This window comes from Polyangium jinanense (assembly GCF_028435365.1).
The window spans coordinates 88,959-111,377 of the sequence record NZ_JAGTJJ010000025.1 but is presented as its reverse complement, the minus strand read 5'-3'; the positions used below and the strand labels follow the sequence as shown (position 1 = coordinate 111,377).

20 protein-coding genes are annotated in these 22,419 nt (G+C 67.7%); 8 read left to right on the top strand and 12 right to left on the bottom strand.

Annotated features, from left to right (window positions below):
* Positions 1-52: 52 nt before the first annotated feature.
* The gene (locus KEG57_RS31520; protein ID WP_272422747.1) at positions 53-2,581 is read left to right on the top strand and encodes a DUF2169 family type VI secretion system accessory protein; all 2,529 of its coding nucleotides are present in this window, start codon (positions 53-55) and stop codon (positions 2,579-2,581) included.
* Positions 2,582-2,692: 111 nt separating this feature from the next.
* Here the strand turns inward: KEG57_RS31520 and KEG57_RS31515 are convergent, their stop codons facing one another.
* Positions 2,693-3,205 carry a hypothetical protein gene (locus tag KEG57_RS31515; RefSeq protein ID WP_272422748.1) on the bottom strand — a complete coding sequence of 171 codons (513 nt, stop codon included), beginning with the start codon at positions 3,203-3,205 and terminating at the stop codon, positions 2,693-2,695.
* Positions 3,206-3,585: 380 nt separating this feature from the next.
* The gene (locus KEG57_RS31510; protein WP_272422749.1) at positions 3,586-3,927 is read right to left on the bottom strand and encodes a hypothetical protein; all 342 of its coding nucleotides are present in this window, start codon (positions 3,925-3,927) and stop codon (positions 3,586-3,588) included.
* A 332-nt stretch (positions 3,928-4,259) separates the two neighbouring features.
* On the opposite strand from KEG57_RS31510, the gene KEG57_RS31505 reads away from it, so the two are divergent.
* The 4 genes from KEG57_RS31505 (at position 4,260) to metG (ending at position 9,092) form a co-directional block, all read left to right on the top strand.
* Positions 4,260-4,832 (top strand): hypothetical protein, encoded by a 573-nt coding sequence (locus tag KEG57_RS31505; RefSeq protein WP_272422750.1) that lies wholly within the window; start codon positions 4,260-4,262, stop codon positions 4,830-4,832.
* A 36-nt stretch (positions 4,833-4,868) separates the two neighbouring features.
* On the top strand, positions 4,869-6,080 hold the full coding sequence (locus tag KEG57_RS31500) for an acetyltransferase domain-containing protein (RefSeq protein ID WP_272459127.1): 1,212 nt from the start codon (positions 4,869-4,871) through the stop codon (positions 6,078-6,080).
* 21 nt (positions 6,081-6,101) lie between these two features.
* Positions 6,102-6,938 carry a lysophospholipid acyltransferase family protein gene (locus tag KEG57_RS31495; RefSeq protein WP_272422752.1) on the top strand — a complete coding sequence of 279 codons (837 nt, stop codon included), beginning with the start codon at positions 6,102-6,104 and terminating at the stop codon, positions 6,936-6,938.
* Between the two features lie 84 nt (positions 6,939-7,022).
* Positions 7,023-9,092, top strand: a complete 2,070-nt coding sequence (gene metG / locus KEG57_RS31490; protein WP_272459126.1) for a methionine--tRNA ligase — start codon at positions 7,023-7,025, stop codon at positions 9,090-9,092.
* Positions 9,093-9,128: 36 nt separating this feature from the next.
* Here metG and KEG57_RS31485 read toward each other — a convergent pair whose 3' ends face one another.
* The 5 genes from KEG57_RS31485 to KEG57_RS56175 form a co-directional block, all read right to left on the bottom strand.
* Positions 9,129-9,647 (bottom strand): HIT family protein, encoded by a 519-nt coding sequence (locus tag KEG57_RS31485; protein WP_272459125.1) that lies wholly within the window; start codon positions 9,645-9,647, stop codon positions 9,129-9,131.
* 9 nt (positions 9,648-9,656) lie between these two features.
* Positions 9,657-10,805: a hypothetical protein gene (locus KEG57_RS31480; RefSeq protein WP_272459124.1), complete on the bottom strand. Its 1,149-nt coding sequence runs from the start codon at positions 10,803-10,805 to the stop codon at positions 9,657-9,659.
* Between the two features lie 46 nt (positions 10,806-10,851).
* Positions 10,852-12,705 carry an IgGFc-binding protein gene (locus tag KEG57_RS31475; protein ID WP_272422756.1) on the bottom strand — a complete coding sequence of 618 codons (1,854 nt, stop codon included), beginning with the start codon at positions 12,703-12,705 and terminating at the stop codon, positions 10,852-10,854.
* Positions 12,706-12,766: 61 nt separating this feature from the next.
* Positions 12,767-13,402 carry a YkgJ family cysteine cluster protein gene (locus tag KEG57_RS31470; RefSeq protein ID WP_272422757.1) on the bottom strand — a complete coding sequence of 212 codons (636 nt, stop codon included), beginning with the start codon at positions 13,400-13,402 and terminating at the stop codon, positions 12,767-12,769.
* Positions 13,403-13,565: 163 nt separating this feature from the next.
* On the bottom strand, positions 13,566-13,805 hold the full coding sequence (locus tag KEG57_RS56175; protein ID WP_372518266.1) for a recombinase zinc ribbon domain-containing protein: 240 nt from the start codon (positions 13,803-13,805) through the stop codon (positions 13,566-13,568).
* A gap of 341 nt (positions 13,806-14,146) precedes the next feature.
* On the opposite strand from KEG57_RS56175, the gene KEG57_RS31465 reads away from it, so the two are divergent.
* The 3 genes from KEG57_RS31465 (at position 14,147) to KEG57_RS31455 (ending at position 15,814) form a co-directional block, all read left to right on the top strand.
* On the top strand, positions 14,147-14,542 hold the full coding sequence (locus KEG57_RS31465) for a hypothetical protein (protein ID WP_272459123.1): 396 nt from the start codon (positions 14,147-14,149) through the stop codon (positions 14,540-14,542).
* Positions 14,539-15,483: a phytochelatin synthase family protein gene (locus tag KEG57_RS31460; RefSeq protein WP_272422759.1), complete on the top strand. Its 945-nt coding sequence runs from the start codon at positions 14,539-14,541 to the stop codon at positions 15,481-15,483. Before KEG57_RS31465 ends, KEG57_RS31460 begins: the two co-directional genes overlap by 4 nt.
* Before the next feature lie 112 nt (positions 15,484-15,595).
* Positions 15,596-15,814 carry a heavy-metal-associated domain-containing protein gene (locus tag KEG57_RS31455; RefSeq protein ID WP_272422760.1) on the top strand — a complete coding sequence of 73 codons (219 nt, stop codon included), beginning with the start codon at positions 15,596-15,598 and terminating at the stop codon, positions 15,812-15,814.
* Between the two features lie 389 nt (positions 15,815-16,203).
* On the opposite strand, the gene KEG57_RS31450 is transcribed toward KEG57_RS31455, so the two are convergent.
* The 5 genes from KEG57_RS31450 to KEG57_RS31430 form a co-directional block, all read right to left on the bottom strand.
* Positions 16,204-17,652 (bottom strand): multicopper oxidase family protein, encoded by a 1,449-nt coding sequence (locus KEG57_RS31450; RefSeq protein ID WP_272422761.1) that lies wholly within the window; start codon positions 17,650-17,652, stop codon positions 16,204-16,206.
* A complete protein-coding gene (locus tag KEG57_RS31445) occupies positions 17,649-18,086 on the bottom strand; it encodes a hypothetical protein (protein WP_272422762.1) in 438 nt (145 codons plus the stop codon). Before KEG57_RS31445 ends, KEG57_RS31450 begins: the two co-directional genes overlap by 4 nt.
* A 111-nt stretch (positions 18,087-18,197) precedes the next feature.
* Positions 18,198-19,109: a multicopper oxidase domain-containing protein gene (locus KEG57_RS31440; RefSeq protein ID WP_272422763.1), complete on the bottom strand. Its 912-nt coding sequence runs from the start codon at positions 19,107-19,109 to the stop codon at positions 18,198-18,200.
* On the bottom strand, positions 19,106-19,576 hold the full coding sequence (locus KEG57_RS31435; protein WP_272459122.1) for a hypothetical protein: 471 nt from the start codon (positions 19,574-19,576) through the stop codon (positions 19,106-19,108). The genes KEG57_RS31440 and KEG57_RS31435 overlap by 4 nt, the downstream gene beginning before the upstream one ends.
* Before the next feature lie 601 nt (positions 19,577-20,177).
* A complete protein-coding gene (locus KEG57_RS31430) occupies positions 20,178-22,352 on the bottom strand; it encodes a M4 family metallopeptidase (protein ID WP_272459121.1) in 2,175 nt (724 codons plus the stop codon).
* Positions 22,353-22,419: the final 67 nt, after the last annotated feature.

Below are 22,419 nucleotides of genomic sequence, written 5' to 3'. Positions count from 1 at the left end.
GGCCACGCCCTTCGTCCTCACCCCTTCCGTCCGTTGTGGTACTGTCGGCCGGATGGAGGTTGTCGCGCTCGGCCCGTTCTACGTGGCCTCTCTTCCTTGGCAAAGGCAGAGCCGCGAGTGGGTGCTCACCGTCGTCTGCAAGGCCACGTTCGAGCTGGTCCCGGGCGAGCTCCGGCTCTCGTCGGGCCAGGAGCCGATCAACGACGCCGACAACCACTGGGACGATGATCCCCGGCGCAGCGTTTACTCGCCGAGCGACCTCGTTCCTTTCCGCAAAGGCGCGGACGTCACGCTCGTCGGGCACGCGTTCGCCGCGCATCACAAGCCTTGCCGCTCGCTCCTCGCCCGCATGGTCGTGGGCTCGCTCGACAAGGCCATCGAGGTCCACGCCGACCGCACCTGGTCCGGCGAGGCGCAGATCACCGACGGCCCCGCGTTCACCCACATGCCGCTGCGCTACGAGCGCGCGCAGGGCGGGCCCGGGACCATGAACCCGGTCGGCATCCCCGTCGCGCCCGGACCCCTGCCGAACCTGCACCCGGCGCGCCGGCAACACACGCTGAAAGACGACGGCTCGCCCGTGGGCTTCGGGCCCATCGCGGCCGGGTGGCCGCAACGCGAAACCCGCCTCCGCCGCCACCGCGGGAGTTTTTCCCACGCCGAATGGCACACGCGGCCGCTGCCCGACGACATCGAGATCGAGTACTTCAACGCCGCGCCCGCCGATCAGCGCCTCCCCGAGATCACGCCCGATCTCGAGATCGTCCTCGAGCACCTCCACCCCGATCATCCGCGCCTCACGACACGCCTGCCGGGCCTGCGCCCGCAGGCATTCGTCGAACGCCCGCGCGGCGGGGCGCAGGAGCTCAATCTCGTCGGCGACGCGCTCTGGATCGATACGGATCGCGCCCTCTGCACCGTGACCTGGCGCGGCCAGATGCCGATGCTCTCGCGTGACGAGCGCGGGCGCGTCCTCGTCGCGATGGGCAACACCCGGCAGAAGCTCGGCTGGGACGACGTGCAGATGTTGATCCGCGCGCTCGCCCCGCAAAAGACGTCCGCGCCCACCCCGGCCGCGCAGCCCGCCCCGCCTGTGCCCGCCGCGCCGCCTCCCGCCGCGAAGGCCGCGCAGCCCGCGCCGCCGAAGCCGGTTCGTCCCGCCGAACAGCACATCTTCGAGGAAGAGTCCGTCGAGACGGAGGTCCTCTCCACCGAGGAGCTCGCGCGCGCCGAGGGCGTGCTCCCGGCGTGGCTCGCGCGTGGCCGAGCCCGCGGCGGTGCGTCCGCGCCGCCCCCGGTCGCGCCCCCGGTCGCGCCCGCGCCCGCCTCCGCGGCGCCCCGCGTCCCGACACAACCTCCCCGCGCGCCGCTGCCTTTCCCGGGCTCGCAGCCGCCCGCGGCCGCGCCGGTCGTCCCCCCGATGCCGCCCGTGCCGGCGATCCCCGCGGCGCCCGCGCCGCCCGTCGCGCCGCCTGTCGCGCCTCCCGTCGCGCCGCCTGTCGCGCCTCCCGTCGCGCCTCCGATGGTCCCACCGGCCGCCGTCGTGGCCGCGCAGGCCTTCACGGCCCCGCAGACGACGCCCGTGCCTCCGGCCGAGGTTCCTCGCCGCGAACCCCTCGACGTCGCGACGCCTCCCGCGTCGCCGCCGCGCGAAACCAGCCCCTGGGCGGCTTCCGCCTCGACGAACGTCATTGGCGCGCCCACGCATACGCCCGTCGCGGCGCCCGTCACCACCACCACCGCCGCCCCGGACGACACGCGCCCCCGCGTCCCGCCGGCGCGCCCCTCGCGTCGGCTCGGCCCCGAGGTCGTGGATCTCCTCTGGTTCGATCCACAAGGCGTCGCCCGCATTCGCGCCGCGTTCCCGTCCATCGTGGACGAGCTCGAATTCGAGCCGCTCGATCCCAAGCACGACCTCCCCACCGACGATCCGAATGCCTCGCGCGATCGGCACGACACCTTCGGCGTCCTCACGCGCGCCACGCCCACGGACGGACGGGGCATTCAGCGGGCGATGCTCGAATCGATCAGCGAGACCGGCCGCTTCACGCCGCCCGTCGTCATGCTCACGGGCGAGCTCCGCTTTCCGTTCGACGAGGTCGAGCACCTCAAGGCCGCGGTCGCCGCGATCACCCCGCTCGTGACCGAGGACAACAAGAAACTCAAGGACGCGCTCGAAGCGGCGAACGAGGTGCTCAAAACGCCCCTGCTCCAGGCGCCTTCCAATGTCGAGGCCGTCACGAGCGAGCTCCGCGACGCGCTCCGCCAATCGAAGCGCAGCGTCACGGTGAGCCAGCTCGACGCCCACATCGAGCGTGTGCTCCTCGAACAACGCAAATACCAGAAGCGCACCGTCTTCGGCGACGAGCAGATCCGGGCGCTCTGCGTCCCCGCAGGCGAAAATACGACCGTCCCCGTGTACCTGCCGCAAACCCTGGCGATGAAGCTGCCGCTCATGCTCAGGATGAAGGCGCGCCTGCTCGCCGAGGCCCACGCCCAGCAGGATCAATACGAATCCCACCCGAACGCGCTGCGTGTCCTCGCGCTCGGTCGCGTGGTGTCCATCGACGGCTGGCGATAACGGGGGTTTTTCCTTCGCTCGTACAAACAAGCGAACCCGACCGGCTCCCGGGGGCCGATCGGGCTCACGTTCACGTTTTGCTTCGAATCGAGGGGGCGCGGTCGTGCATCCCTAGAACCGGCCTTGGCCGTACGCCCAGCCTGCGTGCCCGTAGCCGCAGTATCCGCGCCCGTAGCCGCCGCAAGGCCCGTAGTACGGGCCGCGGATGAAGTGACGGCCGCCGACGAGACAGTCGAATCCGCGCCCGTATCCGCAGGCGCCGGGGCCGCCGACGATGGCGCCGCCGCCCGGGCCGACGATGGCGCCGCCGCCGTAGGGACCGACGATGGCGGCACCGCCGCCCGGGCCGACGATGGCGCCGCCGCCGTAGGGGCCGACGATGGCGCCGCCGCCGCCGCAGGCGCCCCCGCCCCAGCCGCAGCCGGGACCCCCCGCCGAAAGCGCGTCTTCGCTCTCGGCCGTGGTCTCGTCCGCGCTCACGGCGAGCTCCGCGCTGTCGTTCGCCTCGTCCGCGAGGGCCAGCTCGGACGCGGGATCCTCGACCTCGGCCGCGCAGCCGGCGCCCACGAGCGCCACGGACGCGGACAGACCGAGCAGCGCGAAAAACTTCGAGAACTGATTCATTGTTGGCCTCCCCAAATGGTTCCGTTCGTCGATGGTCGTCCACGCAACGGCAATCACGGCGAGCCGCGCTCACCGGAGCACATCTGACCACCGCGCTTTCTCTTTGGCCCGGGCGACCCCTCGTCGAGCGGGGCGGCCACGCGCTCGCTGATAAACATTGGAAGTTCTGCCAAGGACGGGGCAAATCGACCACGTCGCAGGCCCTCCCCCGTGCCGGGCGGATACTGCGGCCGTCCTCCGAGGCTTCTTTATGGGAATGTGATCAGGGCTCGGTGAGCGCTCTGCCTGCCCGTGCGTACGGGCGCGATCGGGCTCCCAGGAGTCGATCGGCCCCGCATCGTCTCACCCGTCTCGGGCCGATGGCGCGAAGACGTGCGTCGTTACGGGCGACCATCGCGCGCGCCGCCGACGTCGAAGCGTCCGCTGACGCCGGCGAAGCTTGCGGAACTGCCCCCGCGGCGAGAAGGGCCGGAACCCCGCCCGCTGCTTGCGCCGAGGATGGACATGAAGAAGCCGCCGGTCGATTGCGACGAAAGCGCCGCTTGGTTCTCCGCCGTCGCCTCGTTCACGTCGTCGGCACCAAGCGTCTCGAGATCCGCGCTCTCGTCGGCGATCGCCAGCTCGGCCTCGGGATCCTCGATGCCGGCGACACAACCCGTCCCGACAAACGCGATCGACGCCGCGAGCCCGAGCAGCGCGAAAAACTTCGAGATCCGATTCATGTTGGCCTCCGTGGGTTTTCGCTCCGTGGTGGTCTTCTCCGCCCCTTCCGTACAGGCGCCTCGATTACGTTGGAGCACATACAACCACCACGGTTATCCTTCGGCAAAGCCAATGGCTTGTCGAGCGGAGCACGCTCGCGCTCGCTCATGAACACGGGAACTGTCGTGGGGACGGGAGAAAAAGTCCTCCACGTAACAGCTCCGTGCCGGGCGAGCGCTTCCGCTCCCGCGCGGGCGGTCTCATGGGAAGGGGGCGACGAAGCGGGCGCGTGCCTGCTTTCGTCCGTCGAGACCCGCCGCGCGGGAGTCGCGCGTGCAAGGAGGAATGCGCCATGGGACGAACGATTCGAATCGTCATGCTCGCCGCGCTCGCGGCCGCGCCGCTCCTCGCGGCATCACCCGCGGAGGCCCAGCGACGCGAACGGAATCCCGTGTTCCGGAACCTCACGGTCGACATCAATCGCAAGGGCGAACTCGACGTCGATTTTCGCGAGTTTGGCCTGGCGCGAAGGGAGGCCGTCGAGATTCACCTCCGGGCCGAGGTCCGGGCCGTGTATCGCTGCGCGACCCGGGCCGGCGTCGTCACGGGGGGCCAGGGCGACCGACGCATCCTGCGCGAGAACGTCGCCGAGCGGATCTCGCTCCGCGCGGATCGCGAGGGCCGCATCACTGGCTCGATCGCCCTCGAGGCCCCGGATCCGGCCGTCTTCTGCGGCCGTGATCGTTTCCCGGTGCTCGTCCGCGTCACGTACGACGACGTCACGCTGAGGGACGCGACGAACGGCGTGATGGTGCGGCTCGAGGGCCGCTACAGCGAGCGCATCGGCAATCGGTTCAACCCGTTCACCGTGTTCGACCGGCGCGACGACAACGGCCGCCACGGCGATCGGTTCCGCATCCAGTGATCCGCCTTCGCGCGGATCCCTGGTAAGCTCGCGCCAGTGACGTCCCTGTCTCTTGAAGTAGACGGCGCGAGCGCGGCCGAAAACCCCACAAAACCCGTTGAAAAGGCGCGGAACGACGCGGTCGACGTCCTCCGGGGCCTCGTCATGATCCTGATGGCGATCGACCACGTGCGGGACTTCGTGGGCCCGCAGGTCGACTTTCGCATCGACCTCACGAAGACCAGCGCTGCGCTCTTCTTCACGCGGTGGATCACGCACTTTTGTGCCCCCGTCTTCGTCCTGCTCGCGGGCACGAGCGCGTACTTGCAGGCCGCGCGTGGCAAGAGCCGGAGCGAGCTCTCCTGGTTTCTCCTCACGCGGGGCGCTTGGCTCGTTCTCCTGGAAATCACGGTGATCCGGATCGGCTGGACCTTCGACCTCGGCTACCACGTCACGCCGCTCCAGGTGATCTGGGCGATCGGCTGGAGCATGATCGCGCTCGCCGGCCTCGTGCACCTGCCCGTGCGTGTGGTCGCGGCGATCGGCGTCGCCATGATCGCCGGGCACAACCTCCTCGACGGCGTCTCCTTCGCCAAAGGCAGCGCGCTCGACGTCGTCTGGTCGATCCTCCACACGTCCAGACCTTTCGAGCCCGTGCCGGGTCACTACGTGTTCATCGCGTACCCGCTCGTGCCGTGGATCGGCGTCATGGCCGCGGGATATGGCCTCGGTGCGCTCTTCGAGGCGGCGCCGGGCGAGCGCCGCGCGTGGCTCTACAAGCTCGGCGCGGCGCTCACGCTTTCGTTCGTGGTTGTCCGGGGGCTCAACGTCTACGGCGATCCTTTGCCCTGGACCTCGCAGGGCAGCGCCCTCGCAACGACGCTCTCGTTCCTCAATTGCCGCAAGTACCCGCCGTCGCTCTCGTACCTGCTCATGACACTCGGGCCCGCGCTCGTCGCGCTCGGCGCGCTCGAGGGCCGCGAGCTCCCGGGCAAGAGGATCCTGCTCGTGTTCGGCCGGGCGCCGCTGTTTTATTACATCCTCCACCTCTTCCTGGCCCATGCCTCCGCCGCGATCCTGCACTACGCGATCCACGGCGACGAGGTCTTCACCTGGCAACACATGGGTTTGCCCGCGAAGGCCCAGCATGGTTTGCCCTTCGTCTACGGAACCACGCTCGTCGTGGTGGCGGCGCTCTACCCGCTCTGCCGCTGGTTCGCGGAGCTCAAGCGAAGGCGGCGAGATCTCGCATTTCTCAGTTATCTTTGACGTCGGAAGGTGGCACGCACGATGACCGCACTGGATGGCCTGTTCGAGGAGCTGGATCGACGGATTCCCCGGGAGCTTTCGGAGATCGTGGACGCGGTCTCGCCTGCCGTGAACGCGCTCGGGTACGACAAATGGGGCTTCTCCACGGCGGCGGCGAAGCGCACGCTCTACGTCGCGGCCTGGTTTTACCGGCATTATTTCCGGGTCGAGGTCCACGGAATCGATCACGTGCCCGAGGGACGGGGCCTGCTCATCGGCAACCACTCGTCGCAGCTCGCTTACGACGGCATGATGGTGGCGACCGCGATGATGCTCGACGCGCGCCCGCCGCGGGCGGTGAAGGCGATGATCGAGAAGGTCTTCCAGCGCTTGCCGCTCGTGAACGTGTGGCTGACGCGGGCCGGCCAGGTCACAGGCCTGCCCGAGAATTGCGAGCGCCTGCTCGAAGACGACGAGCTCATCATGGTCTTCCCGGAGGGCGTGCGTGGCAGCGGCAAGCTCTGGAAGGATCGGTACAAGCTCGTCGACTTCGGCACGGGCTTCGTGCGCCTGGCGATGAAGACGCGCTCTCCCATCACGCCGTTCGCGTTCGTCGGCGGCGAGGAAGCGTGCCCGGCGTTCTTCGACATCAAGCCGCTCGCTCGTGCCCTCAACATACCGTACTTCCCGATCACGCCGACGGTCCTGCCCCTGCCTTTGCCGGCGCGCTGCTCGATCTGGTTCGGCGAGCCGATGTGGTTCGAGGGCACGGGCAACGAGGAGGACGCCGAGGTGATCCCGAAGGTGGAAGCCGTGAAGGCGCGGATCGCGGAGCTACTCGACGAGGGGCGAGCCGCGCGCACGAGCCTGTACCTCTGAACCTCTGACGCGGACGGACGAACTCGCACGTTCGCGGGTCGGGGCTTGGCATTTGCCGCCGCGATGGTGCACATTGCGCCCGCCATGAAGCCCTTGCTGATCACCAGCGCGCTCCCTTACGCCAACGGCCACATTCACCTCGGCCACCTGCTCGAGTACACGCAGACGGACATCTTCGCGCGGTACCAGCGCATGACCGGGCGCCGCGCCATCTACATCTGCGCGGACGACACGCACGGCACGTCGATCATGATCCGCGCGCGCAAGGAGGGGCGCTCGGAGGAGGCGGTGATCGCGGACATGAGCGCCGCGCATCAGCGCGACTTCGCCGACTTCATGATCCAGTTCGATCACTTCGGCAGCACGAACTCGGCCGCGACGCGCGAGGTCTGCAACGAGATCTGGGCCTCGCTGCAGAAGAACGGGCGGGTCGCGAAGCGTGACGTGACGCAGCTCTTCGACCCGCAGGCGGGCACGTTCCTCGCGGACCGGTTCGTCAAGGGCACGTGCCCGCGCTGCGGCGCGCCCGATCAGTACGGCGACAACTGCGACAAGTGCGGCTCGACGTACAGCGCGACCGAGCTCGTGGACCCGAAGAGCACGCTCTCCGGCGCGCGGCCGGAGCTCAAGAGCGCCGAGCACCTGTTCATCTCGCTCGAGCCCGACCACGCCTTCCTCGCCGAATGGACGGCGGTCGAGGGCCGCATGCCGAAGGAGATCTCGAACTACCTCGCGGGCCATTTCCTCGCGGAGCCCTTGCGCGACTGGGACATCTCGCGCCCCGCGCCTTACTTCGGCTTCGAGATCCCCGACGCGCCGGGGCATTACTGGTACGTCTGGTTCGACGCGCCGATCGGATACATCGGCTCGACACGCGAGTGGTGCGACAAGCACGGCGAGCGCATGGAGGACTGGTGGCGCTCGGACAAGACGGAGATCGTGCACGTCATCGGCAAGGACATCGTTTATTTCCACACGCTGTTCTGGCCCTCGATGCTGAAGAGCGCGGGCTATTCGCTGCCTTCCCGGGTGCAGGTGCACGGGTTCTTGACGGTGAATGGCGAGAAGATGGCGAAGACGAAGGGCACGTTCGTCATGGCGCGGACGTACCTCGACCATCTCGACCCCGCGTACCTCCGTTATTACTACGCGAGCAAGCTCGGCGCGCGCGTCGAGGATTTTGATCTCAACGTCGACGAGTTCGTGCAGAAGGTGAACGCGGAGCTCGTGAACAAGATCGTGAACCTCGCGAGCCGTTCGTCGCGTTTCGTGGCGAAGACGGGCCTTTCCGCGAGCTATCCGGATGACGGCGGGCTCTTCGAGGCGGCGGCGAAGGCGGGCGCGGAGATCGGCGAGGCGTACGCGGCATTCGATTTCGCGCGGGCGACCCGGATCATCGTGGGTCTCGCGGACCGGGCGAACGAATACGTGGATCGCGTGGCCCCGTGGGCGCTCGCCAAGCAGCCGGGTAAGGAGCAGGAGGTGCAGAATGCGTGCACGGTCGCGCTGAACCTGTACCGGCAGATCGTGCTTTACCTGGCGCCCGTCCTGCCGAAGCTCGCGGCGGAGTCGGGCGTGCTCCTGAATTGCGCAATGGATCGGTTCGATCTCGCGCAGAAGCCGCTCGTGGGCACGCCCGTCGCGCCGTACCAGCATTTGATGAAGCGAATGGAGATGGATGCCGTGCAGAAGATGCTCGAAGCGAGCCGCGCGGGCGAGCCGGGCGAGGCGCCGAAGGCCGCGGCGGCCCCGGAGGCGAGCGCGGGGGAAGCGGCCCCGACGACGTGGGACGATGCGGGCGACGCGCTCGCCAAGGAGCCCCTCGCGCCGCAGTGTTCGATCGACGATTTCACGAAGGTCGACATGCGCGTCGCGCGGATCATCGCGGCCGAGGGCGTGCCGGGGGCGAAGAAGCTCCTCAAGCTCACGGTCTCGCTCGGCGGCGACACGACGCGGACGGTGTTCGCGGGGATCAAGGCGTATTACGATCCGAAGGCTCTCCTCGGCCGACTCGTGATCGTGTGCGCGAACCTGGCGCCGCGGCAGATGAAGTTCGGGATGAGCGAAGGCATGGTGCTCGCGGCGGGCGACGGGGAGAACGTGTTCGTCCTGTCGGCCGATAGCGGGGCGAAACCCGGGATGCGGGTGCATTGATGGGGCCCTTGGGGGCGGTCTTGCACGACCGCCCCCTCATTCCCTCGCCGGCCAGCTCGCCCTGAGCGCCTCCCCGAGCGCCTTCGCCTCCCCCTCCTCGTACACGTAGACACCAAACTCCCAGGTGAGCACCTGCGCGGGCCTGTCCTGCGTGTCCTCCGCGTCGATCGGAATCACGTGCACGTGATGATGCGGGAACGAATTCACCCGCGCCGTCGCCGCGCCGAGCGCTGCCACGAAGGTCCGGCGCGGTGAAAGCACGCGCTCCAGCGCGCGCGTCGTTTCCCACGCGAGCTTTTGCACCTCGGCGTATTCGTCCCACGACAAGGCCGCGATCGACTCCACGTGACGCCGCAGCACCACGAGCACGTGGCCACGCCGCGCCGCGAATCGATCCAGCACGGCCACCGCGCGCGGGCTTTCAGCGAGCTGCACGGTATCCGCGGGAAACCCCCTTGCGAGCGCGCACATCGCGCACCCCTCGTACGACGCGGGCAAACGCGCCCGCTCCGCTTCGACGCGCGCGAGCGCCTCGGCTTTTCCGATCCGGGGCATGGGCCCTCGTCAATGCCTCTCGTACCACGGTACGATCCGCGGCGGCCGCGACGGCTTTCTTTCAGACGGAGGCGGGAATTTCGCCGTTGGCGTGTGCGTGAGCGGCGGGCCTTTTTGCTTCTCCTCGTATTCGTCGACCCGGGCGGCCACCGCGTTCAGAGCATTGGAGTCCGGTTCGTACGATCCGAAGGGAAAGGCGAGCGACGCTTCGTACATACCAAGGAGCGTCGGCACCGGCTCGGCCCGGGGAAACGTCTCTTTCACCACCTGCACATTCCACCGGATGCCCGTGAATCTCCGCTCCGGCGGGTGCAGGAAAACGAACCGGGCGAGCGCGCGCAGCGCCGCCGCGCCATCGAGCAGCTCCTTCCGGATCTCGGGCGTCCGGATCGACCACGACTCGATCATCGACTCGTTGCAGAGCACGTACTCGCGATAGCCGACGCGCTCCTCCGGTCCGGCCATCGACGCGGCATAGCCCGTCACCGGCGTGTCGTGCGCGAAATACACCGCCGCGATGCGCTCGGGGTGGGCGACCGCGTCGGCGATCGGCACCGGTTTGCCCGCGAGATCCCTGACTTCGAGGTTCTTCTTCGAGGTCATGAGCACGGCAATCCACGCGTCTTGCTTCAGCGTGACCCGAAGGAGCCGATCGCCGTAGGATTCGCCGCCGAGGCCAAACGTCGTCGCCCAGGGCGCGGTCCAAGCATATCGCGCGCGGGCGAACGGCGTCGTGCGGAGTACCTCCGCGAGCGGATCCTTGGCGACGGCGCGGGCGTGGAGCATTTGATCGAAATACGACGCGCCATGCTCGGGCGATTCGGTGCGCGTGAGGAGCACGCGGTCTTTTTCGAGAGCCGCGATCTGCTCGCGCGTCGTCCACGTGTAGAGCACCCGGCGCGCGAGCGAGCCGTCCGTGACCGCGTAGGGCGCGAATTTTTGCAGGATCTCCTCTTCACCCTGATTTGGGCTGGTCCACACGGGCGCGGACGCGGTCGCCGCGGGCGCGGCGGCGTGGGTAGGGACGGAGGATACGGGCGCGGGGGCGGGCGCGGGGCTGCAGGCGAGCTCGGAGAGCGCAATCGAGAGCCACGCGCCCTTTTCCAGCGTGGCCTTGGTCCGTCGTCGATACCCCGCGCGACCGTCGTCTCGTCCCATGGAGGGCGAGGATATCAGCTTCCTCGCGGGCGCGCAGGGATTCCTCTCACTTGAGCGGAGGCGGCTCGTACACGCGCTTCACGTCCGCGCCGCCCGCGAACGCGTACGAGCCCGCGCTCCCGTAGCCGTACCCGATGATCCCGAAAGGTTTGTCCCCGGTGAGCTTGTGCACGCCGGGCTCCAGCGGGCATTTGCGAGAATGGTACGCCTTGCCCTCGACCATGCCCGCGGGCTCGATCTGGCAGAGGTTCGTCGTGAAGCCGTCGAGCATGATCTCCGAGCCGACCTCGGCCGCGATCACGACCCAGTTCTGCGTCCACGAGGACGGCGTCGGAATGACGTATTCGGTGCGGAACTGCTCGATCGGCGGGAAAACGGTGAGCGAAGGATCGCCGATCGCGGGGCCGTCGACGTACCCGTTCGAGACCTGGAGCTGCCCCACCATGACCGGCTTCGTCGCGCCGACCACGAAATTGTCCTGCGCCCACGTCGTCTTCACCTCGCCCGCTTGGAGCACGAACGAATCGAAGGGCGCGGGCAGGTTCGTCGTGACGGTCGCGTCCTCGGCGACGCCGAGGAATCGAATGATGTCGGGCTCGCGGTAGCCCGACGTGGAGCGCACGGGGCTGCGCGTGATCACATAACGCGAGCCGATCGATTCGACGGGGAACATCTGCTCTTCGAGGTGATCGAGGCAGCAGGTGCTATCGCTCGTCCAGCCCCCGTACGTCGGGATCTCGACGACGCCGCCGGGCGCACTCGTGGTCTCGACGCCCGAGAAGACGGCGACCGGGAGTGTCGACGTGACGATCGTGGACGAGAGATCGGCCACCGTTTTCGGGTCGTCCTGGAACGTGGCGTCGTCGGTCTCCAGGTTCAAGACGTCGAAGGGATTGAGCGTGACCTTGATCTCGCCGCCGGGCATCGTCGCCGCGATCGGCGGGTTGCCCTTGATGCGCCAGCTCGGCTTGACCGTGACGACGGTGTTCGGCTTCGTGCCGATGACGGTCACGTACGAGCGATCGATGATCTTGCCGATGCCCGGGAAATCGAGCGGGACCGGGTGCCCGGCCGGCCAGTTGATGATGCGGTAGATCTTGCCGAGGCCGGTCGTGGGCAAGAGGAGCGACGCGTCGTTCGAGTACGCATTCTCGAAGACGTTGAACTGATACACGACGATCGGCGTGGACGAGGTGATGCGGAACGCGTTCGAGGACAAACACGTGCCGGGGGAGAGGTAATCGTTCGGCTTGACGCCGCAATCGAGCTCGCGCGTCGGCAGCTTCGCCGTGAAGAGCTCGCCGGGCTGCACGTCGACCGCGAGCACGAGCTTCGGCGTCGCGGGCATTCCGAGCGGCGCGTCATTCTGCTCGATCACGACCTTCGCCACGGCCTCGCCGGTATTCGAGAGGACGACGCCCCAGGGCGCGCTCGCCGGATCGTTCAAGCCGTCCTGTTGATCGAGATCGACGGCCCAGAACTCGCAACCCACGTTGGAGGGCTGATCGGCGGCGACGTCACAAGCGCCGGTGCATTTCCCATTGGAACAACCGAACCCCGCGGCGGCGTCGCAGACCTCGACGACCTCGCTCGCGTCCTTGCCGTCCTCGGAGCAGCGGCGCACCTCGTTCCCCACGCAGGTGAGGGAGCCGGGCTGGCATTCGACGCAGCCCACGTTCGGCGCGCACACGCCGCTCGGACACGTGATCGGCGCGCCGGGGGTGCCGTCGGAATTGCAGGGCGTGAAAACGGCCCCGAAGCATTGGCCGCAGCCGGTGCCGTCGCTGCCGCCGGCCCCGGCGGTGCCGCCGGCGCTCGTGGAGGTGTGATCGCCACTGGCCGAGCAAGCGAAGGGGATCACGAAACATGGGAGGAGAAAGAGAGCTAGCAGAGTGCGCATGCGCCGGAGAATGCCACGGTTCTCTGCGTTTGCGATCGCCGGATCTCGGGCCTCTCCAGAATTACGGCGCCGTACGTTCGAGCGCGCGGAGGAGCCCGACCTCCAGCCGATGACCCGAAGCGTCAATTCCGGCGGCGAGGAGCGCACGATCGTAGCCCGCCTCGACGGCGTCCGCGGCGCGCGCGAGGAGCGCCGCGCGGGGAGGCAGCGCGTCCGTGCGGCCCTCGAAGGCGTCGCGACAATCGTCGGCCGAGCAGGAATGAAAGGCCCGACAGCGCAGCGGCCGCGCCTCGTGCACCGAGCAGTAGCCGCGTTCGTCGAGCAGCGCGCAGGGGATCCGCGCGGCCCAGCGCTCTTCGTCGGAGAGCGGCTCGACGTCCGCCACGTGCCGTGCGAGCCGTTCCTTCAGCGCGAAGAGCGCCTCCGGGGCGAGCGAGCGACGGAGCCACGCGGCGACGGCGAGGATCTCGGGGAGGGTCGCGTGCGCGTGCACGTGACAGCAATACGAGCAACCGGCCGAGCAGGCCGGGGCGCGGGCGCCCGTGCCTTGGGCGCGCGTGGTCTCCCGCTCCATCGCCGCGTGGGCCGCGAGGGCGAGCGATTCGAGGTTGCCCTCGCCGAGGCGGTCTTCGACGTCCCGCGCGACGCGCGCGCGGATGGCCTCGTCTCTTTGCTGCAGGACGCGAAGGGCACGCACGGCCCGAAAATTACGCCCCGGGCCGCGCCGGTCAACCGCAGGCTGCCGATAAACTTGCTGCGCGCCCTGGATCGTCGGTCGTCGTCCTCGGAATCCTTCCGTATTCCTGCGTCCTCCTGCCTAGCTCCAGGGAGCCCGTGAACACGGACCCCTCGCGCGGACCCTACCTCCCGAAGGCCGGCGACGACAGCACTTCGTGCAGCCAGTCCCAGACGGCCTTCTGCAAATCGTTCGCGGCGATGCTCGGGAACGAACAGATGTCGCTCCCACCGAGGTGGCGACGCGCGCACATGTAGTACCGGCGCTCCGAGCTACCCGAAATCTTCCCCAGGATCCGACCGCCACACGGAGGGCAGCGAAGAATACCCGTCAACGCAAACGGTTCCGTCGGCTTCGATCGCACGAAGATCGCCGCGTCTCCACGATAGCGGAACGACTCCTGGGCACGGCGAGCTGCGCAAGCGAACAACCGCGGTTCGAGGCCGTGCTCGCTCGTGTGGACCAGAAGATCGTGGCCCTGCGCGCGGTCCGCAGACGCCTGATGCAGACGCTCCGACGCTGCCGGGCTCACGAGTGCACCCTGCTCGACGAACCGTTGAGGGCCATCTCCGCGGTGCGTTCATGAAGGCGTGGCTCGCCGTGCTCGGGCTGTCCTCTTCACGGCAGCGGCCGAGACCGGTGGGTGCTTCGCGGTTTACGCGTGGCTCAAACGCGGAGCGTGACCTTTATGGCTCGCTCGCCCCGATGAAGATGCTGCACACGAGCGCGACCGAGCTCGAGGGGTCGTCGGAGGCCATGAAGAGTCGTAAGAAGCTCGAGCACTTGTCGGCGGGGATTCTTCTGTTGCCGCTCGCGTTGTCTGCAATCGACGTCCGAGCTGAGAACAATGCGGGCCCTGCGGTCCCTTCCAATGCACCCTCCGTGACCAATCTCTCAGCCGTGGCAAGACCGGAGACCGGCAAGGTCTCGGCCACTGACATCCACGAGAGCGACAACATGGTCGCGCGGATGATGCGCCTTGGTCCCGGCGCTTCGAGCAAGGAACATCATCATCCGTTTTTCGACGAGGCCATCGTTTCGATGGTGAAATGGATCATTGACCCACGAACGGAAATATGCCATTCGAGCGCAGGCTCATGAAACCCGTGCCCAAGGCCCAGCCGTCGTTCTACAAGCGCCCCCTGCCCGAGGGCTGCATATCGTTCTCCTCCGCGGATGGGCGCGCGATCTTTCGCGAAGCTCTCTCCGGAGGGACGATGGAGGGCTTCTTTTCGCTCATCGAGCAGTTCCACACCCAGGCCGAGCCTGCGTTTTGCGGACTTGGTACGCTCATCATGGTGTTGAACGCGCTGGCGATCGATCCTGGCCGCGCGTGGAAGGGGCCATGGCGCTGGTACGCGGAAGAGCACCTGGACTGTTGTCGCCCCCTCGATGCGGTCGCTCGGGACGGGATTACGCTGACGCAATTCGCATGCCTCGCCCGGTGTAACGGCACCCGGACCAACACGCACTTCGCGGAGTCCTCATCCGTCGAGGTGTTTCGCAAGGCTATTCGAGATGCCACGTCTCGCCCAGGCGAAACCCATCTCGTCGTCGCCTACGACCGCGCGACGCTGGGCCAGACCGGAAGCGGCCACTTCTCGCCGATCGGCGGTATGCACGCGGACCGGGATATCGTGCTCCTGCTCGACGTGGCACGCTTCAAATACCCGCCGCATTGGGTCCCGATCGAGACGCTCTTTCGCGCCATGCTCCCGATCGACCAAGCCTCGGGGCGGTCCCGCGGGTTCATGACCATCGAGCGAGAGCACCCGGTGGCGCCCGTGACGGCCCTCCGCGACGACGCCGACTGGACCGAAATCGAGCATTTCCTTCGTGATCTCGACGGCACGGACGTCCTGGTCCTGGCCGGTTGTCTCCAGGCAGGCGTCTCGCCCGCGCCGCGCTTGCTTGAGATCCTGCGCGGTTCGGGCGACGTGCCCGCGAGCCTCCAGGGGCAGGTGGAGCGACTCCGCGCGCAGGTCTCCGCCCTCCAGGATGCCTCTCGCCCCCCATCGGGCGTCGCTACCAGAGACGATTGATCGCCGCCGGCTCGGCTCGTCCGGCGGAAGCCACGAGCAGGTGTAATGAAGCCTGGCGGCTGCGTCTTCGAGGCATGGGCGGCGAGAGGGCCGCTCCCGAAAGGAAGACGCCATGAAGGAAACCCTGCTCCAGGTCGACGGGATGAGCTGCCCGTCCTGCATCCGCCACATCGACAGCGCGCTCGGCCAGCTCGCGGGGGTCGAGAAGGTCGAGGTCAAGTTGCGCGAGGGCACCGTCCTCGTGCGTCACGATGCGTCCTCCGCACCGCTCCCGGCCCTCGTCGATGCGTTGCGCGACGCCGGCTACGAGTCGCGCCCCCACGCCGCCTGAAGCGGTCCCTCGCACCGGGCGCTCTCGGACCTCGCGCCGCGAGCTCCGGCGCCCTGCTTTTTGGAGGTCGTCATGATCGTGCTCGTTCATCGAGGCGGCGGCGCCGCTCGACCGGGACGCGTTGTTGCGTGGTCCGTACGTGGCCGCGGCCTGAAACGACGAGGGAGTGTAATGGCGGGCCGCGGTCTGCGTCGGCTCGGCCGTACGATCTTGTGCACCCATTTCCCCGGTGAAAGGCCATGAACCAACATGGTCACTGTCCCTTCCTGCCGCCGCAGTTCGTCACACGCCTGCCAGGCCGAGAGCTGCAAGAGCCGGTCGTAGAGCGGCAGGTTGGGGCAACAGATCGACCGGAAAGAGCAGCATTCACCCGCCTGGATCGAGCGCAATCAATGCTTCGTGTGTCCCGGTGTCGCTCCGTGGGCGGACCCCACCTCGAGCATTGTCATCATGCCCGCTTCGGCGTGCTCCAGGATGTGGCAGTGGAGCATCCAGCTCCCTTCGTCCACAGGAACGACGCCGACATCCACCGTCTCGCGTGGGTGAACCAGGACGGTATCGCGGAAGAACGGTTCATCCACCGCACGACCGTTCCGGGTGAGCACACGGAAGAACATCCCGTGCAGGTGGATCGGGTGCAGTCGAGCCGAGTGGTTGGCGAACCGGAGATGATTGAATTGGCCCTGCACGAGCGGAATGCCGGTGTGGCCCGTGGCGCTCTCGTGGCCCTGGAACGCCACGCCGTTGATGGTCCATTCGATCCCGAAGGGCCCGCCCCGCCGCGCATCGAGCGCGAGCTCGGCATGCACGGGCACCTCGCTCCCCGCCGTCCACGCGGGGACGGTCCTGCGCGTCGGCGGCTCGAAACGGGGGGTCTCTACGGGATCGCCAGCGACACGAATCTCGGCGAGGCGTCGCGGGCGGGACCGCAGGAACCGATCCTCGATGGATATCGCGGCGCCCGCAGAACCGGCCATCAAATCCACGTCAATCCGGTTGCCGGGCGCGAGCTCGAAGCCACTCGCGTCGAACGGTGTCCGCACGTACAGGCCGTCCACGGCGACGATTTTCGCCGCGAGCCCGCCGAAATCGGGGGCGAACACGCGCCCGTTCGCCACGTTCACGATCCGCAGACGGATCCGTTCTCCAGGCCGGAGGGCGAGCACCTCGTTCGTCCGGCCATTGACCGTGACGTGATTCCCCCAGCGCCCGTCGTGCGCGAGGTCGTGGCGCGTATTGAAGGCCGGCACGATTTGCCCATCCTGCCCGAGGAGCCAGTCGTCGACGACCCAGACGACATCGCGGCTGTAGGCGGGGGGCGCCGGGTCCTCCACGATGAGCACACCAAAAAGCCCTCGCTCGACCTGCTCGCTGCTGCGGATGTGCGGGTGGAACCAGAACGTCCCCGCGTCCTTGGGGGTGAATTCGTAGACGAACGATTCCCCGGGTTTGATGGCGGGGCGGCTCTGCGTCGGGACGCCATCCATGTCGTTGGGCACGCGCACGCCGTGCCAGTGGATCGTCGTGGGCTGTGGCAGGCGATTCGTGAATCGGACACGCACCGTCTCGCCGAGACGGACGCGCAGCTCCGGGCCGGGCACCTGACCATTGTAGGCCCACACGCGCAGGGGTTTGCCGTCGAGGAGGGGCAATTCGACCTCCGCGGCGGTGATGTCGAAGCTGCGGACGATACCGTTCGGGTTCGATGCCGTCGGATACGCCTCGACAAACTCCGCGAGGAGCCGCTGCTCGAGCAGCGGCTCTTGCTTCGTCGCGCACGAAGGCAGGAGCGAGAGGAGCACAGCAAGGGCTGCCCGCGTGATTGCCTCGTGCTTCATCCGCAGGACCCTTCGCCGCAGCTCATCTGCGCGCCGTGCTTGTGCGCGGCCGTCGCGGTTGCCGCGGGGGTGGGCGCGGGCTTCTCGGCAGGCGGAGGCGGGGTCGCGGTCACCGGCGAGGGGGCGGGGGGCGCGGGGGCTTCCTTCGCGGCGGGCGGCGCCGTGGTCGCGCGAGGTGTGGCGACAGGCGGGGCTGCCGCGGCGGCCTTCGGCGGAGCCTCGGGGGGCGGGGCTGCCGCGCTCGTGGCGACCGGGAGGGGGCCGCCCGTGGGCGCGATCGGCGCAGCCTTGGCCGGGCCCGGGCTCGCGGCGGGAACCTCGGCGACAGGCTTCACCTCCGCGTCGATCGTCGGCGCGGGAGACGTCGTGCAGCCTGCGATCATCACCCCCGCCCCGAGGGCGGCCAGCGTCTCGTAGATACTCTTCGCGTTCATGCAACGCTCCTTCCTGCGATTTGCGTTGAATCGGCCGAACTTCGCGTCCGGTGCAGGGGCTTACGCCGCCGCTCCCCCGAGGGCGGCCGCGCGGTCACGTCCGAGTCAGCCTCAAGGCGTGACGACGTAGTCAGCGATCATCCCGCCTTCCATGTGCTCGCCAACGTGGCAATGCACGAGCCAGGTGCCGGGGTTGTCTTCCATGAATTCGAACGTCGTGTACATCCCCGGGCCGAGCTGCACGTTGTCCGTGAGCTGGCCGCTCCCGTCGAGCCAGCGGTGGCCGTGGATGTGCCAGGTGTGGAACTCGTTGCCGATGCTCACGACCCGAAAGCGTTGGAGCTCGCCGACCTTGCCTTTGAAAGCCGGGATCGCGTCCTCATAGCCCTTGCCGTTGATCGTGTGCATGTACTGGTGACCGCCGTGATAGACGCCCGCGTCTGGGAATTCGCCCGTCTCGGGATCGGCGACGCCGGGGAGCGAGTCGTATTCGCCTTGATCGAAGTCGGCGAGCACGACGACGTGCTCGTTCGCTTTGGCCTCCCCCGGCGGGTGCACGATGAGGGCGCCGAAGATACCGCGCTTCGTCCCTTCGGCCTCGTCGCCGTGATCGTGATACGGGAAGGTCCCTGCATACACGGCGTCCCATTCGATGGTCTTCGTCTCGCCAGGCGCGACGACCGAATTGTGAGTCCCGTCGTTGGTGTAGGTGAACTTCACGACATGGGTATGGACCGAGTGCGGTTTCGCGGCGTTGTTGGTTACGCGGAGGACGACGTGATCCCCCGCGTCGACCTCGATCGGCGGGCCCGGGATGACGCCATTGTAGGCGATCGCGTTGTAAATTGCCCCCGGCCCGACCTCCCACTGGGTCTCGTCGATCGTGAGCTCGAATTCGCGGGTGACGCCCGTCGGCGGATAAGGCGCGAGGGGGTCACGCGCGGCCGTTTTCTGGCCTTCCTCGCTGGAGCAACCGGCCATGACGAGGAAGGCCCCGAAGAGCACGAATCGATGGTTTTTCATGGCGTACCGCACTTCTCGTTGGAGTCGGACGACGTCTCGGCGCCCTTGATGCAGCGCGCTTTGTAGCAGTACGTTCCCGGCGGGATCGCCGACGTGTCGTGTTGCGACGTCGCCGCGCCGACGAGCGTGTATGCCTTGGCATACGCGCCGCCGTCCTTGTTCCGGTCGAGCTCGATCTTCTCGCAATCCGGCGTCACGTTTTCCCACTCCACGTGCAAGGCGCCCTGCATCGGGGCCACGGACTTCATGATCGGGGCCTGCGGCGGGCCCGAAGAGCCGCCGCCTGCGCCGCCCACACCGCCTGCGCCACCTGCGCCTCCAGTCCCGCCCGCGCCGCCCGTGCCGCCTCCCGCGCCGCCGTGGCCCCCGTCGTGACCGGCGGCGCCCGAGCCGTCTCCCTCGTGGCCCCCGCAGCCGACCCAGACCAACGAAAGACCAAGCAAAAGGACAAGCGAACGCACTGTCATGATGGACCGACCTCCTCGAAAACGTTTCCTCAGGGACGCAGCACCGCAGCACGGTTCGTGCCAGGCGTATGCTTCTCGTTTTCCCCGGCGATCGTGCGCTCTCGGGGGAGGCGAGTGACCGAACCGGTCACCGGTTCGTGACCCGTACGGACACGAGCCATCCCTCCGTCGATAGGGGTTCACCCCAGCCGGATCGGCCGCACGTGAATGGGGGCATCCACATCCCCGCGCCCGTACGGCTCGACGTAGATCAAACGTCGCAACGAATGCGATCCACCTCGTCGTCTGCCGGGAAGGTGACAACGCACAGTGATGGCACACCGAGCGCGCGTGCGGTGATTTCTGCCCCGAAGACGTTCGGCTGATGTTCAGGTACGTACCGCGGGATCCCGCTCTTCCGGTGCAGCGGCATGACTCGAACCCGCTGCCCGCAGCCGCACGCACAGAGATGACCCTTCGCGTTCTCCTCTTCCACCCACGCTGCTACGGTGAACCGTCGAGCAAGCCGCAAGCGCCCTTCGACCCGAAGATCATCGACCCGCGTCGAGGGGTCCGTGTTCACGGGTGGAGGGCGCTCGCGGCGTTTCTCGACAGCCTGCTGTCACTTCGCTTCGGCCGTGTCGACCCGGAACGTGGTGATGGCCGAGCTATCGTTCGTCGTGCGGAACTGGATCCGGACGGTCTGGCCGCCGTATCCCGCGAGCGAGAGGCTCTTCTGCACGTAGGCCCCGGCCGTCCCCTTGTTCAGGTTGCTGTAGGTCGCGAGGGTCTTCAGCAGGGTGCCGGAAGTGTTCCGGAGCTCGACGAAGAGCTGGTCGTATTGCGTCGTCGTCGTGCTCTCGGCCGAGGTCACGTTCAGAGAAAACGTGAGCGTCGGCGAGGCGCCCGCGGGGATCGTGATCTGCTGGTACATCGAGCCCGAAACGCTGACGGCATTGCCAAAATACGGATACCCGGTGCCCGAATGGGGGTAACTGCCGTTGTTGACGTAGAGCGCGCCCGTGCCGCTCAGCACCCAGGGGCTCACGCTTCCCTCGAACGTGCCGTTCGTGAGCAGGTTCGTCCCGCTCCCACCCCCGCCGCCGCTCGCGGGGCATTCGCCGACGCCGACGGCGCACCAGGCCGTCTGTGTCGAGGTGGTTTGCGCGCTCGACGCGCCGAAGAGCGCGCTCGCCGCGCTCAGGGTGGCCTGGCGGGCGCCCGCGAAGTTCGTGCTCGCGGTCATGTAATCGGCGAGGGCCTTGTACCAGATCTTGCCCGCGTCATCCGCGCCGATGCCCGTGACCCTGACGCCGCTCAGGTGGTGCGTCCCGCCCTTCGCGAGCAGGTAGAACGCGTGGTTCGGGATGCCCGAGTTGATGTGGACGCCGCCGTTGTCCTCGGTCCCCGTGTACCGCTCGCTGTAATGGTCGGGATCGTCGTTCGACGTGTAGCCATTGTTGTTCGCGTTGTGGGGGTTGTCCAGGTAGCGGAGCGCGTCGCCCGTGGTGCCCGGGGTGTAGCAATCCTCGCCGATCTTCCAGGTATCGGCGCTCTCGCCGTAGACGTATCGCTCGACGAGCGCGCCGAACACGTCCGACCACGATTCGTTCAGCGCGCCGGATTCGTTCTCGTACGTGAGGTTCGCCTCGAACTCGGTCACGCCGTGGGCCATTTCGTGCCCGGCGATGTCGAGCGAGACGAGCGGCGCGAACGTCGTGCCGTCGCCGTCGCCGTACGTCATCTGGCTGCCGTCCCAGAATGCGTTGTTGTAGGACGTGCTGTACCGGACGATGGAGCTGATGAGCCCGGCGCCGCCGTTTACCGCCGCGTACGCCACGGGGCCGCCCGCGCCGTCGATGCCATCGCGGCCGTGGACGGTCTTGTAATAGTCGTAGACCATCGACGCGCCGAAATGGGCGTCGACCACGACCCGCTGATCGGTGCCGTTCCAGAGGTCGTCCGTGTCCGAGACGCGATACACCGTGCTCGTGCCATTGGCGTAGTTGAACGTGCCGACCTTGCGGGTGAGATCCTCGGGGTAATACTTGCCGCTCGAACTGCTCGTGCCGATGGTCACCGTGCCGCTGTAGAGGGACGTGCCCTGCGCGGTCTGGAGGTTATCGTAGCGGTGGATCTCCTTGCCGCTGTGCGCGTCGATGAAAAGGACGGGCATCGCGGTGTCGTGCGTGCTGTCGATGCGGCGGAGTTTCACGCGATAGGCGAGGTGATCCTCCCCGTCGTGGCGCATCACGAGCAGAGAGACCTCGGGCGCCGCGGTCAGGCACGATTCGCAGACGTATCGAGCGAGCGCCGCGCGGATCGCCTGCTTTTCGGTGAGCGTGGGCGAAACCGAGAGATCACGGCGAATGCGCTTCACGAATCCATCCGTGACGTCGCTCAGGTTGCCGTTGCGATCGAGGTGCACGATCGCCTCGCCCTCGAAGACGGGCAAACCCTTGAACTTCTGCTGAATTCGCGTGTGGGCGAGCGAGAGCTCGTCGATGCGCACGCGCTTCACCTCGATGTCGTCCTCGTTATCCAGGCCGAGCGTCTCGAGATTCACCACGACGTGCGCGCGGCTGATCGCCTCGGCCAGCGTGTGTTGATCGGCGTCGCCGGCCGGCGTGAAGATCGGCCTCGATCCCTGCGCTGCGGCCTCCATGCTCCCTTCGGGAAGGTTTTCCTCCGGCATCTCGGAGACCGCGCAACCGGCGCTCAGCACGAGCGAAAGGCCTCCCAGGGTTTTTCCGAAACGACGAGCGCCAAGCATGGAATTCAGGTGCTTCTTCGACATGACCTTCTTCCGCGAACAGATGAGGTTTTCCGTAAGCCGAAAGTATGGAGAAGCGATGCAATGGGAA

Excerpts from the sequence above, each read along its gene's own strand:
- KEG57_RS31520 (WP_272422747.1), top strand. The coding sequence starts at position 53 with ATGGAGGTTGTCGCGCTCGGCCCGTTCTACGTGGCCTCTCTTCCTTGG.
- KEG57_RS31515 (WP_272422748.1), bottom strand. The coding sequence starts at position 3,205 with ATGAATCAGTTCTCGAAGTTTTTCGCGCTGCTCGGTCTGTCCGCGTCC.
- KEG57_RS31510 (WP_272422749.1), bottom strand. The coding sequence starts at position 3,927 with ATGAATCGGATCTCGAAGTTTTTCGCGCTGCTCGGGCTCGCGGCGTCG.
- KEG57_RS31505 (WP_272422750.1), top strand. The coding sequence starts at position 4,260 with ATGGGACGAACGATTCGAATCGTCATGCTCGCCGCGCTCGCGGCCGCG.
- KEG57_RS31495 (WP_272422752.1), top strand. The coding sequence starts at position 6,102 with ATGACCGCACTGGATGGCCTGTTCGAGGAGCTGGATCGACGGATTCCC.
- metG (WP_272459126.1), top strand. The coding sequence starts at position 7,023 with ATGAAGCCCTTGCTGATCACCAGCGCGCTCCCTTACGCCAACGGCCAC.
- KEG57_RS31485 (WP_272459125.1), bottom strand. The coding sequence starts at position 9,647 with ATGCCCCGGATCGGAAAAGCCGAGGCGCTCGCGCGCGTCGAAGCGGAG.
- KEG57_RS31480 (WP_272459124.1), bottom strand. The coding sequence starts at position 10,805 with ATGGGACGAGACGACGGTCGCGCGGGGTATCGACGACGGACCAAGGCC.
- KEG57_RS31475 (WP_272422756.1), bottom strand. The coding sequence starts at position 12,705 with ATGCGCACTCTGCTAGCTCTCTTTCTCCTCCCATGTTTCGTGATCCCC.
- KEG57_RS31465 (WP_272459123.1), top strand. The coding sequence starts at position 14,147 with ATGAAGATGCTGCACACGAGCGCGACCGAGCTCGAGGGGTCGTCGGAG.
- KEG57_RS31460 (WP_272422759.1), top strand. The coding sequence starts at position 14,539 with ATGAAACCCGTGCCCAAGGCCCAGCCGTCGTTCTACAAGCGCCCCCTG.
- KEG57_RS31455 (WP_272422760.1), top strand. The coding sequence starts at position 15,596 with ATGAAGGAAACCCTGCTCCAGGTCGACGGGATGAGCTGCCCGTCCTGC.
- KEG57_RS31450 (WP_272422761.1), bottom strand. The coding sequence starts at position 17,652 with ATGAAGCACGAGGCAATCACGCGGGCAGCCCTTGCTGTGCTCCTCTCG.
- KEG57_RS31445 (WP_272422762.1), bottom strand. The coding sequence starts at position 18,086 with ATGAACGCGAAGAGTATCTACGAGACGCTGGCCGCCCTCGGGGCGGGG.
- KEG57_RS31440 (WP_272422763.1), bottom strand. The coding sequence starts at position 19,109 with ATGAAAAACCATCGATTCGTGCTCTTCGGGGCCTTCCTCGTCATGGCC.
- KEG57_RS31435 (WP_272459122.1), bottom strand. The coding sequence starts at position 19,576 with ATGACAGTGCGTTCGCTTGTCCTTTTGCTTGGTCTTTCGTTGGTCTGG.
- KEG57_RS31430 (WP_272459121.1), bottom strand. The coding sequence starts at position 22,352 with ATGTCGAAGAAGCACCTGAATTCCATGCTTGGCGCTCGTCGTTTCGGA.